The organism is Haloechinothrix alba (assembly GCF_900188115.1).
Classification (GTDB): Bacteria; Actinomycetota; Actinomycetes; order Mycobacteriales; family Pseudonocardiaceae; genus Haloechinothrix; species Haloechinothrix alba.
The window spans coordinates 62,580-74,766 of sequence record NZ_FZNW01000011.1 but is presented as its reverse complement, the minus strand read 5'-3'; the positions used below and the strand labels follow the sequence as shown (position 1 = coordinate 74,766).

General features: G+C 70.7%; 9 protein-coding genes. 8 read left to right on the top strand and 1 reads right to left on the bottom strand.

Annotated features, from left to right (window positions below; genetic code table 11):
• Positions 1 to 128: 128 nt before the first annotated feature.
• The 7 genes from CHB84_RS12190 (at position 129) to CHB84_RS12160 (ending at position 6,547) form a co-directional block, all read left to right on the top strand.
• The gene (locus CHB84_RS12190; RefSeq protein ID WP_217898526.1) at positions 129 to 1,328 is read left to right on the top strand and encodes a PP2C family protein-serine/threonine phosphatase; all 1,200 of its coding nucleotides are present in this window, start codon (positions 129 to 131) and stop codon (positions 1,326 to 1,328) included.
• The gene (locus CHB84_RS12185; protein WP_089301702.1) at positions 1,328 to 2,605 is read left to right on the top strand and encodes a VWA domain-containing protein; all 1,278 of its coding nucleotides are present in this window, start codon (positions 1,328 to 1,330) and stop codon (positions 2,603 to 2,605) included. The genes CHB84_RS12190 and CHB84_RS12185 overlap by 1 nt, the downstream gene beginning before the upstream one ends.
• Before the next feature lie 128 nt (positions 2,606 to 2,733).
• The gene (ndk, locus tag CHB84_RS12180) at positions 2,734 to 3,144 is read left to right on the top strand and encodes a nucleoside-diphosphate kinase (RefSeq protein WP_089301701.1); all 411 of its coding nucleotides are present in this window, start codon (positions 2,734 to 2,736) and stop codon (positions 3,142 to 3,144) included.
• A gap of 103 nt (positions 3,145 to 3,247) precedes the next feature.
• A complete protein-coding gene (locus tag CHB84_RS12175) occupies positions 3,248 to 4,204 on the top strand; it encodes an ABC transporter ATP-binding protein (protein WP_089301700.1) in 957 nt (318 codons plus the stop codon).
• The gene (locus CHB84_RS12170) at positions 4,205 to 5,026 is read left to right on the top strand and encodes an ABC transporter permease (protein WP_089301699.1); all 822 of its coding nucleotides are present in this window, start codon (positions 4,205 to 4,207) and stop codon (positions 5,024 to 5,026) included.
• Positions 5,027 to 5,866, top strand: a complete 840-nt coding sequence (locus tag CHB84_RS12165; RefSeq protein ID WP_089301698.1) for an ABC transporter permease — start codon at positions 5,027 to 5,029, stop codon at positions 5,864 to 5,866.
• A 138-nt stretch (positions 5,867 to 6,004) separates the two neighbouring features.
• On the top strand, positions 6,005 to 6,547 hold the full coding sequence (locus tag CHB84_RS12160; protein WP_089301697.1) for a DUF488 domain-containing protein: 543 nt from the start codon (positions 6,005 to 6,007) through the stop codon (positions 6,545 to 6,547).
• Between the two features lie 139 nt (positions 6,548 to 6,686).
• Here the strand turns inward: CHB84_RS12160 and CHB84_RS12155 are convergent, their stop codons facing one another.
• Positions 6,687 to 8,162, bottom strand: coding sequence for a S8 family peptidase (locus CHB84_RS12155; protein ID WP_089301696.1), 1,476 nt, complete (start codon positions 8,160 to 8,162; stop codon positions 6,687 to 6,689).
• Between the two features lie 903 nt (positions 8,163 to 9,065).
• Here CHB84_RS12155 and CHB84_RS12150 point away from each other — a divergent pair.
• The gene (locus CHB84_RS12150) at positions 9,066 to 12,137 is read left to right on the top strand and encodes a translation initiation factor IF-2 N-terminal domain-containing protein (RefSeq protein ID WP_089301695.1); all 3,072 of its coding nucleotides are present in this window, start codon (positions 9,066 to 9,068) and stop codon (positions 12,135 to 12,137) included.
• The last annotated feature ends 50 nt before the right edge of the window (positions 12,138 to 12,187 follow it).

Sequence of the window (12,187 nt, the reverse complement as noted above, 5' to 3'; positions counted from 1 at the left end):
GGGGCCGGATCGGCGAGTCTACGGCGGGCGCCGCGGCGGTCCCGCCCGAGCCGCGGGCGGAGGCCGCGGCACGGGTGACGGAGCCGCCGGGCACCGAACCGCGGGCGGACTCCTTCGCAGCGGAGGCCATGACGAGGGCTCTGACGCAGTGGCCCGTCGCCGACCTCCCGACGAGGGCCGATCCGGCGTGGCCCATCGCCGAACCCCCGACACGGGCCATCCCGGTCCGGCCCGTCGGCGAGTCCCCCACGAGGGCTGTACAGGGCGGGCCCGCCGAGCCGACCACGACGGCGGAGCCGGCCGGGCCGCTGCACGAGTCCGCGCCGCAGGCGGAGCCGGTATGGCCCGGTGAGGCTGCACTGGACGAGGCGGCCGTGCGGTCCCCGGATGCCCGGACGCGCATCACCGTGACGCCGGTCGGCGGTTCCGTGCGGGACAGCCAGGATGGCTGCGTGCACTGCGAGTACCGCGACGTGGACGAGGACGGGTACTGCCTGAGGTGCGGCCTTCGCCAACCGACCGGCAGGGACCGGATGGCCGATGACGTGGGTGTCGTGGCAGGAGTCAGCGACAGGGGGCGGGTGCGCGAGTCCAACGCCGACGCCATGGCGTTCGGTTTCACCGGGGACGCCGCGCAGCCGGAGTACGTCGCCGCGGTCGTCTGCGACGGCGTCGGTTCCGGTGCGATGGCCGGTCAGGCGGCGCAGAACGCCGCGGATGCCGGGGCGGCCGAGCTGCTCGGCTGTCTCGCCGACGGGCTGGACGCGCGCAAGGCCAGCACCATGGCGATAGCGGCTGCCGGTGACGCGGTCAACGCCCTCGCCGAGCCCGGTCCGGCCGAGGAGGACACGCCTGCGACGACGTACGTCTCCGCCGTGGTGACCGGGGCCGAGGTCACGGTGGCGTGGCTGGGCGACAGCCGGGCGTACTGGGTGGCCCCCGGTGCCCGGGCGGATGCTGCCGGTGCGCACGGTGGTCCCGGCGAGGGCGTCACCTGCCTGACCACCGACCATACGGTGCGCAACACCTACCTCGCCGATGGCATGCGGGCCGCGCACACCCTGACCCGGTGGCTCGGTGCCGACTCCGACGGTACGGACCCGCAGGTAAGCACGGTCCGCCCGGACCGTGCCGGCGTGCTCGTGTTGTGCACCGACGGGTTGTGGGGTTACCTGGATGACCCGGGCACGCTCGCGGCCCGGGTCCTGACGCACGGCAGCGCGGCCGGTGCGGCGGCCGGTCTGGTGGGGTATGCGCTGTCCGAGGGAGGCCGCGACAACGTCGCGGTGATTGCCGTGCCCTTCCCGGCGGGGAGAAGGTGGCCGTGATGGAGCAGCCACACTTCGATGTCGAGGTCGCGCAGAACCGGTACCTGCCACGGGGAGCGGACACGGTCGATGCGATCGTGACGGTCACCGCGCACCCGCCCGCGCAGGAGCTGCGACCGTCGGTCGCGGTGGTGATCCTGCTCGACTGCTCGGCCTCGATGCACCGGCCGAGCAAGCTGGCCGCGGCCAAGCGCGCCGCGCACGCCGCGATCGACAGCTTGCGCGACGGCGCGGGTTTCGCCATCGTCGCAGGCACGCACGAAACGACCATGATCTACCCGGACTCCTCGGAGCTCGCGGTGGCAGGCGACACCACGAGGTACGAGGCCAAGCGCGCCGTTGACGAGATCACCGCAGGCGGCGGCACCGCGATGAGCCGGTGGCTGCGTGCGGCGGGCGCGCTGTTCGCCGGGAGCGAGTACGAGCTCCGGCACGCCATCCTGCTCACCGACGGGCGCAACACCTCGGAACAGCCCGAGGCTGTCTCCGCGGCGTTGACGGAGCTGCAGGACACGTTCCGCTGCGACTGCCGCGGTGTCGGCACGGACTGGCTGGTCAGCGAGCTTCGCCAGATATCGGAGGCGCTGCTGGGCACGGTCGACATCGTGGCCGAGCCCGACGAGCTGGTCACCGACTTCGCCGCCATGATCGAGCGGGCGATGCGCAAGTCCGTTCCCGACGTCACGCTACGGCTGTGGACCCCGAAGGAAGCGGCCGTCACGGTCGTCCGGCAGGTCGACCCTGCCGTGCTCGACCTGACCGCGCATCAGGAGAACGCCCACGTTCAGGCCTGCGACTACGCGACAGGCGCGTGGGAGTCCGAGACGAGGGCCTTCCAGGTGCGTATCGCCGTACCCGCGGCCGGGGTCGGCGACACCATGCTGGCGTGCCGGGTCAGCGTCGTCGACGCGGCCGGTGAGGTACTCGGCCGCGGCAAGGTCCTCGCCACATGGACCGATGACCCCGCCTACTACGGTGCCCTCGATCCGCAGGTGGCGCACTACACGGGACAGGTCGAGCTGGCGACAGCCATCCGGCACGGGCTGGACGCCCACCGTTCCGGCGACCCGGACACCGCTACGCACGAGCTGGGTCGGGCCGTCGCGCTCGCGGCGCAGTCCGAGCACGCCGAGACCATGAAGCTGCTGTCCAAGGTGGTGGACGTCGAGGACGCCGAAACCGGCCGGGTGCGCCTGAAGGACTCTGTCGACGAGCTCGACCACATGACGCTGGACACCCGCTCGGTGGTGACGACCCGCAGGCACGGACGGTCCTGACGTGGTGCACACACCTCCGCGCGGGCACAGGTGCCCGGCGGTACCCGGACCCTCTCGGCATGCCGCCGGGTGCCGGCGTCGTAAGCTGCGGGGGAACATCCGACGGGAACGCAAAGGAACGAACTATCGTGAACGAGCGCACACTTGTGCTGGTCAAGCCCGACGGCGTCGGTAAGGGCCTTGTTGGTGAAGTCATCTCGCGTATCGAGAAGAAGGGCCTGAGCCTGGCCGCGCTGGAACTGCGGTCGGTCTCCCGGTCGGTTGCCGAGGAGCACTACGCCGAGCATCAGGGCAAGCCGTTCTACGAGGACCTGCTCGAGTTCATCACCTCCGGCCCGGTGGTGGCCGCGATCGTCGAGGGGCCGCGCGCGGTGGCGGCGTTCCGCCAGATCGCGGGCGGTACCGATCCGGTGGACAAGGCAGCCCCCGGCACACTGCGCGGCGACTACGGACTCGAGGTGCAGTACAACCTCGTGCACGGCTCGGACTCGGCCGAGTCGGCCGAGCGCGAGATCAAGCTGTGGTTCCCGGAGCACTGAGCCTGCGCGCGCCGGTCCCCGCGGCTAGGGTCTCCACGCGTGGAGGGTGCTCGAACGTGACGTTCCTTGACCTCCACTGAACTCGAAGGTGCAAGGTGGAGGCATGGCTGCTGCCGGGGAGCGTTCCGCGCGGGAACTGAGCCCGCTGGTCTCAGCGAAGGCGCTGGTCAAGCGGTTCGGCGAGGTCGAAGCCGTGCGCGGCATCGACGTGGAGGTCTTCAAGGGCGAGGCGTTCGGGTTTCTCGGCCCGAACGGCGCGGGTAAGTCCTCCGCGATGCGCATGGTCGGCTGCGTGTCCCCACGCTCGGACGGCGATCTGCGGGTGCTCGACATGGACCCGCAGATCGACGGTCCGAGTATCCGTGCACGCCTGGGCGTGGTGCCCCAGGAGGACAACCTGGACACCGAGCTCAGCATCCGGCAGAACCTGCAGGTCTACGGCCGCTACTTCGGCCTGTCCCGGGCGCACGTCCGGGCCAAGGCGACCGAGCTGATGGAGTTCGCGCAGCTCACCGAGCGTGCCGACGACGAGGTGGACACGTTGTCCGGGGGGATGAAGCGGCGGTTGACCATCGCCCGTTCGCTGGTCAACGACCCGGACCTGCTACTGCTGGACGAGCCGACGACGGGCCTGGACCCGCAGGCCAGGCACTTGCTGTGGGACCGATTGTTCCGGCTCAAACAGCTCGGCGTCACCCTGCTCATCACGACGCACTACATGGATGAGGCAGAGCAGCTGTGCGACCGGCTGGTGATCATGGACAACGGCCGGATCGTCGCGGAGGGCTCGCCGCCGGAGCTGATCGCGAGCTACTCCACCCGTGAGGTGCTCGAGCTGCGGTTCGCGCCGGGTGAGTCCGGCGACGTCGCCTCCACCGTGGACGGGCTGGCCGACCGGGTCGAGGTGCTGCCGGACCGGGTGCTGCTCTACACCGAGAACGGTGAGGCGGCCCTGAGCGCCACGCATGCGCGTGGGGTGCAGCCGCTGTCCTGCCTTGTCCGGCGCAGCACGCTCGAGGACGTGTTCCTCAGGCTGACCGGCAGGACCCTGGTCGACTGAATGGACACGTCGGCACCCGTCGCGCGGCAGTCCCCCGGACGCGTGGTCCACCCGTTGCGAGCGGCCTGGCTGCGGGTAGAGGGCCAGTGGATGTGGTACCGCAGGTACTGGCGGTCCAATCTGTACTCGTCAGGCCTGCAGCCGCTGCTGTTCCTCGCCGCGATGGGACTCGGTTTCGGTTCCCAGGTCGAGCCGGGCCCCGACACGGGCGGGGTGGACTACCTGCACTTCGTCGCCCCGACGCTGCTCGTCTCGGGAGCGATGATGATCGCCGTGTTCGAGTCGACCTGGAAGGTCGCGTCCGGATTCCAGTGGCAGCAGCAGTACGTCGCGGTGGTAACCACCCCGATCACGCCGGGGCAGGTGTTCGGCGGTGAGCTGATGTGGGTCGGGATGCGGCTGCTGCTCTCGGCGGTCGTGTACGGGATCGTCGCCGGTGCGCTCGGCGCGTGGTTGGGACCCGGTGCCCTGCTGGTGGTGCTGGTCGGCGTGTTGACGGGACTGGCCTGCGCAGCGCCGATCATGGCGCTGTCGGCGACCGTGCGCAACCCGAGCAACGCGTTCAGCGCGCTGCTGCGGTTCGTGGTGATGCCGGTGATGCTGTTCTCCGGGACGTTCTTCCCCATCAGCTACATACCCGTGCCTGCGCGGATGCTGGCGTGGGTGTCCCCGTTGTGGCACGGCAACGAGCTGGCTCGGGCCGCCGCGCTCGGTGGCGGGGAGTGGTTGCCGCTCGTGGGGCACGGCGCGTTCCTTGTGGCGTTGCTGCTCGGCGGCGGCCTGCTGGCACGCAGCCGCTTCTACCGCAGGCTGGTGGTGTGAGTGGCTGCGAACACCGAGGTCACCGGCACCGCGCGCTCGCGATCGGTCACGCTGCGGATCCTGCCGCCGGGGCTGTACGCCGGGCGCGCCAGCAAGGTCCTCGAGCGCTCACTGCTGGTGTCCAGGAAGATGTGGCTGGTCTTCGTGTCCGGGATCGTGGAACCGGCCGTGTACCTGCTGGCCTTCCAGATCGGTTTCGGGCGGCTGGTCACCGAGGTCGTGGGGCCGGGTGGCGAGGTGATGAGCTATGCTGCCTTCGTGGCATCCGCGCTGATGGTGGCCTCGGCGATGAACGGCGCGGTCTACGACGCGACGTTCAACGTGTTCTTCAAGATCCGGCATGCGAGGACCTACGAGGGGATGCTGGCCACACCGGTCGGTCCCGTCGATATCGCCATGGGCGAGGTCAGCTGGTCGATGCTGCGCGGCGGGCTGTACGCCGTGGCCTTCCTCGCGATCATGACGCTGCTCGGGCTGTCCGGTTCGCCGTGGGTCGTGCTGCTCGTACCGGTGGCACTGCTGGTGGCGTTCACCTTCGCCGCGCTCGGTATGGCGTGCGTGACCTTCATCCGCACGGTCTCGCAGTTCGACTACATCCAGCTGGCTGTCATGCCGCTGTTCCTGTTCTCCGCGACGTTCTACCCGCTGTCGGTGTACCCGGAGCCGCTGCGTCCGGTGGTGCAGCTGTCCCCGCTGTATCACGGGGTCGAGCTCGCCAGGCAGTTGTCGGTGGGGGTGGTCGATCCTGCGTTGCTCGGTCACGTCGGCTACCTGGCCGCACTGGCGGCACTCGGACTCTGGGTGACGTCACGCAGGCTGGCCGGGCTGTTGCTGCGGTAGCGTCGCCACCGGCAGTGCCCCGGCTGTGGTGGGAGCCGAAGGTGACATCCGGCTCCCTAGAGGAACCCGCTGTCACCTTCGGCTCCCACTCCGAGCGGTCCGGCGCGGCCGGCGGCACGCGAGACACGGGGAGACGTGATGTACCTGTTGACATTCGGCCACGGCACGGCGGAACCCTCCGGGATCGCGCAGCTGCTGCGCGGTGCAGGGGTCGGGAGCGTCGTCGACGTGCGCCGGGCACCGGGTAGCAAGCGCAACCCGGCGCTCGCGCGTGACGAGATGTCGAGCTGGCTTCCCGCCGCGGGTATCGCCTACCGCTGGGAGGAGCGCCTCGGCGGATGGCGCAAGGTGGCAGCCGACACCCCGGACACGGCGCTGCGCAACCGAGCTTTCCGCGGGTACGCCGGCCACATGCGCACCGCGGAGTTCCTCGCGGCGATCGACGCGTTGCTGTCGGGTGCCGAGCGGGAACGCACCGCGATCATGTGCGCCGAGTCGGTGTGGTGGCGCTGCCACCGGAGCATGATCGCCGACTTCCTGGTGCTGGCCAGGGAGGTTCCCGTGGATCACCTGATGCACGACGGCACGCTGCGGCGGCACCGGCCGAGTGAGGAAGCGCGGTTGATGCACGAGGAGCGTGTGCTCGTCTACGACGCCGACCAGCCGCCGCTGAGTCTGTGATGTGCGATCGCGCCACCGCCTCCAGCACCGGTCCGACCCGCATCGCGAGCAGGCCGGGCTCGTACGCCGAGCCTGCTCGGCCCGACGTGGTGGCGCGAGCGCGGCACCGCCCGCGCCGGGCCGCCCCGTCCTCGCGTGCTTACTCCCGGGAGGGGGCGCTGTCCGCGTCGTCAACCGCCGCGTAGGCGTCGACGATCCCGTGCCCGTAGAAACCGTTGTACCCGCTGTAGCCGCTGCAGTACCCCTCCTGCTTGCCGTCCCCGCTGATGTCGTAGTCGGCTGGGCACGGCACGTTGCGCGTGCTCGAGGTGAGCGTGCCGGCGATCTGTTCCGGGCCGTGGTCCGGGTTGGCGGATGCGACCAGTGCGGCCACGCCGGAGACGTAGGGTGCGGCCATGGACGTACCGCAGACGCGGGTGTAGCCACCCGGCGCCGCGGACAGCACGCACCGTGGCGCCTCGCCTCCCGGTGCCGCGACGGACACGACCCCCAGCCCGTACGAGCTGTAGGTGGCTTTGCGCTCGTCGCTGTCGACGGCTGAGACGGTCAGCATGGATCGCAGGCTCGCCGGGAGCGCGTGGCACCCGTCCTCCTGGTCACCCGCTGAGGTGGGGGAGAGGTTCACCCCGTCGTTCGTCGTCGCGGCGATGTTCAGCGTCCCCTCGGCGGTGGCGTGGTCGGCGGCGCGGGCGATGGCCTCCCGCGCGACATCCAGCTCCGTGCCGCTGACGCAGGACAGCGACCCCGGGTCGACGACGTAGCTGGAGTTGGTCACGTCCAGGCTGTTGGCTGCAGCCCACATCAGGCCGCAGACGACGGCTTCCGGATCGGCGTACCCGCGGTCCCCGATGACCTTGATGGACGCTATGCCCGCTTCCGGGGCGACGCCGGTGATGCCGGTGCCGTCCTCGGCTGCCGCGATGGTCCCCGCCACGTGCGTGCCGTGCCCCGAGGTGCTCGGTGACCAGGACTCGGCCGTGGGGTCCGGTTTCCCGGACAGGCAGCCGGCCGACAGGTCGGCCCGTACGGCCTCGGCCAGTTCCGGATGCGCCGCGTCGATGCCGGAGTCCAGCACGCCGACGACCACGTCCGGGTCGCCCGCGCTCACCGACCGGGCGCGAGGCACCTCGAGCATGCGCATCCCCCACTGCTCGTCGGACCGGTCGGTTGACGGGACGACCTCGGGATCGGTCGGTGCCAGCGTCGACGGTTCGGCACGCGGTACGCGCCGCGACTCCGCGCTCGACCCGCTCGCGTCGCGGCGCTGCTGGGCGCTGAACGAACGGGCATCGCCCAGCCGCTCGGTGAAGCCCGCGTCCCGGCTGTTCGCGACCGCGACGGCGATCTCGGGGTAGTAGGTGACGGAGTCCCCGCAGGCGGCTTCGATGCGCTCGGTGGCGTCGCTCTCCCGCGTCCCCTCGTCGAACACCACGAGATGACGTACAGTCTCGCCGGAGCTCGCGCACGCGGCCCGGTCGGCGGCCGGCGCGGGAGTGGACAGCGGATCGGCCGACACGCCGACAGCGGTACTCAACGGGGCCAGTGTGATCGTGGCGCTGATCACAACGGTACCGATGGCACGCGGCGCGCACGTCGACAACCTCGCGAGGGCCATAGCTGCGCACCGTAGCCAGTCCCGTGCCCTGCGACAAGGGAGTAGCTCGAGTTGACCGCACACGGATGGCTTCTCTCGGCCGAACGGGCCGGGCCGGTGTCGGTGGACGGGCGGGTACCGGATCGACCGAGTGACACCCGAAGGCGCGGCAGTGTGGGATACTGGTGGAGGTCGCCGAGCCAGCGTGCCTCCGGCAGCTAGACCGTGTGGCGCGGTACGGTCCGGGGATCTGGCGGCTTCGTGCAGGAAGGGCCGCGTCGTCGCCACCACGGGTGGCTCGACGATGCGGTACGAGGCCGACCGCCTTCAGCCAGGGCGGGGAGTCGCCGAAAAGAAAAGCCGGTCACTCGGCTTAACGGCCAGTGACCGGCAGGGCGCAGGATTCCCGCTGTGGCAAACACCACAGCGGTACACAACAGAACGACGCATGCCGGGAAGGTTGTTCATCAGGCAGCCGGTGCGGCCGTACCACCTAACGGGCGGCTTGCGACGGCTGAGAAGCATGTGCCGCGCGTGAGCGGGCACTGTCGCGGATGATGGGTAACCGGACCACAGGGAAAAGCGCACGGGAGGGTCATTCACGAGCCAGCGAACGCGGCCATCCGTCCGTCGTCCGGACACGACCACGACAGCGCGTAGCTACATCGTGGGGTAGTGAGCCGGGGGTGAGCGGGAGGCTCGCGGTAGGTGGCTGCGCGGGGACGGCAGCGATGAGGGCTACGTCGTCGAGGTGATACAGCCTTACCGGTGAACACAGGCAGGGGTGTGGGGTCATCGCCGAAGTCGGGCGGTGGATGCACGCCTCGCACGGGACGCAGAAAGGTGCCCCTGAGCGGCCGCACCTGGAGACACGTCGACACCGCGGTGTCGCCGGCCAGGTGCGCCCGGGGGCGGAGGAGACACATGACGAACACGGAAGGACCCGCCGAGACCACTGGCGGGGATACCGGCACACCTGCGTCCGATTGGGCAGCGACTCTGCCCCAACGGATCAGGGTGCACGCACTGGCGAAGCAGCTCGGATCGACGAGCAAGAAGGTGCTCGGCGCGTTGAGTGAGCTCGGTGAGAGCGCACGCAGCCCGCAGTCGAGCGTATCCCGGGAGGTCGCCGTCCGGGTCGCCGAAGCGGTGGGCGCCCCAGCGGCGCCGGCAGGCACGGGCGCACAGCCGACAGGGCACGACTCCGCGGCCGCCACGAGCGAGGCCACCGGTGACGCGCCGGAGCAGGCCCAGCAGCCGGAACGGCAGCCGGAACAGCAGCCGGAACAGCAGCCGGAACAGCAGCAGGCTGGTACGGCCGCTCCACAGGCACCCCAGTTCACCCCGCCGTCGCCGGTCTTCCTGCCACCGGAACCCGCTCCGGAGCCGGCACCGGACCCTGCCGGGGCGGCCGGCACAACGGACGAGTCCGAGCAGGACCCGGCCACCGAGGTCACGGAGGCGGTCGCGGACGGGACGGGTACCGCGAGTAGTCCCGAGGGCGCCTCCGGCGACGGTGCGGACGACGACGCAGCCGCGAAACGCAGGCGCAGGCGCGGGCGCCGGGGTCGTGGCCGCGGCAAGGGCGGCGAGGACGAGGCGGGTGGCACGTCCGGCGCCGGTCAGCCCGACGAGCAAGCGGCCAAGTCCGGGAAGGCGGCACAGGCCGGCGAGGCCGGGCAGAGCGGGCAGGCAGCGGCAGGCAGCACCGAGGCGGACGCCTCCGAGTCCTCCGACGATGGGGACAGCCAGCAGGACGACTCCGGGTCGGGAGACGGCAGCGGAGCCGACTCAGGGGAGGCCTCCACGCGCCGCCGTCGCAGGCGACGCAGGCGCAAGGGCGGCGATGACGGCGGGTCCGCGGACGACACCTCGGACAAGCAGTCCGGCAGTGGCGACTCGGACACCGGTGATGATCAGGTACGGAGTGTTCGCGGCTCCACGCGCCTGGAGGCCAAGCGCCAGCGGCGCAGGGACGGCCGGGAAGCCGGTCGCAAGCGTGCTCCGGTGCTGTCGGAGTCGGAGTTCCTCGCGCGGCGCGAGTCCGTCGAGCGGACCATGGTGGTCAAGGAAAGCGCCGCGGGCGGCAACGGCAAGGGCTCCAAGGACCACCGCACGACCGAGATCGCGGTACTCGAGGACAACATGCTCGTCGAGCACTTCGTGACCTCGGCGGGTTCGGGCTCGATCGTGGGCAATGTCTATCTGGGCCGCGTGCAGAACGTGCTTCCCAGCATGGAGGCGGCGTTCGTCGATATCGGTCGCGGGCGCAACGCGGTGCTCTACGCGGGGGAGGTCGATTGGGACGCTGCCGGCCTCGAGGGCAAGTCCCGCAAGATCGAGCAGGCGCTCAACACCGGTGACAGCGTGCTGGTGCAGGTCACCAAGGACCCGGCCGGTCACAAGGGTGCGCGGTTGACCACCCAGGTCTCGCTTCCCGGGCGGTTCCTCGTCTACGTGCCGGGCGGCGGTGCCACCGGCATCTCCCGCAAGCTGCCGGAGAACGAGCGGCGCAGGCTCAAGGACATCCTCAAGCGCGTGGTCCCGGACGACGCCGGTGTGATCATCAGGACCGCATCGGAAGGCATCAGCGAGACCGAGATCGAACGCGACGTGCGCAGGCTGCAGGCGCAGTGGGAGGTCATCAAGGAGAAGTCGCAGAGCGCGCGCGGTTCCTCCGGCAACAAGAGCGGCGCACCCACGCTGCTGTACGAGGAACCGGACATGCTCATCAAGGTCGTGCGTGACCTGTTCACCGAGGACTTCGGCAAGCTCGTCGTGCAGGGGTCGGTGGCCTGGGAGACGGTGGACTCCTACGTCCAGCACGTGGCGCCGGACCTCACCGGCAGGCTGGAGCGCTATGTCGGCAGCGGGGACGTCTTCGAGGACTACCGCATCCACGAGCAGATCACCAAGGCGCTCGACCGCAAGGTATGGCTTCCCTCCGGGGGCTACCTGGTCATCGACCGCACCGAGGCGATGACGGTGATCGACGTCAACACCGGCAAGTTCACCGGATCGGGCGGCAACCTGGAGGAGACGGTCACCCGGAACAACCTGGAGTCCGCCGAGGAGATCGTCCGGCAGCTACGGTTGCGGGACATCGGCGGGATCATCGTGATCGACTTCATCGACATGGTCCTGGAGTCCAACCGTGATCTGGTGTTGCGCAGGCTCACCGAATGCCTGGGCAGGGACCGGACCCGCCACCAGGTCGCCGAGGTGACCTCGCTCGGGTTGGTCCAGATGACGCGGAAACGGATCGGCACCGGCCTGCTCGAGGCGTTCTCGCACTCGTGCGAGCACTGCAAGGGGCGTGGTGTCGTCGTCGGTACGGAGTCCCACGCCCACGGCGGGCCGCCGTCCGACGGGGGCAAGCAGGGCAAGCAGCGCGGCAAGCGCAAGGGCGAGGACACCTCGCGCGGGGACCGAGGAGACAGGGGAGATACAGCCTCGGCCGAGCCGACAGGACGGCAGCGGAAGTCCGCGGCCTCGGCCGTGCACGCGATGGCCAGTGCCTCCAAGGCCGCAGCGGACAAGTCCACGGGTGGCCCAACAGCTGGAACCGCGGCTGGAACTGCGGTCGGCTCCACCAGTGGCAAGGACAGCACGGCCGGGCAGGGGACCGCGGAGGGTGCGGAGGCTCCGGCAGGCTCCGGAGCGTCGGCCGCTGCGGGGGCGAGCGCGCCCGCGCCGTCGGAGAAGCCTGCCGAGCCGGAGAAGCCCGCCGAGCCCGCAGAGCCTGCGGGGACGACGGGCGCGCCCGCCACGGACGAAGCGGCCGGGCCGGGCCCGGTCACGCAGGCCGAAGCAGCACAGCCGTCGGAATCGACCGCGGGAGCGGGCAGCGCGACCGGCGATGACGACGACGTCGCTGAGGTTCCGGCCCCGGCGAAACGCTCGGTGCGCAGGCGCGCGCGGCGTGCGGCGTCCCGCCCGGCCGGACCGCCGGTCGGCGCGTCGACCTCGACGACGTCGGGTCAGGAGGAGAGCTGATGATCGGCATTTGCCCCACCCCGGTGCAACGACGCCTCGGGGTGCCACGT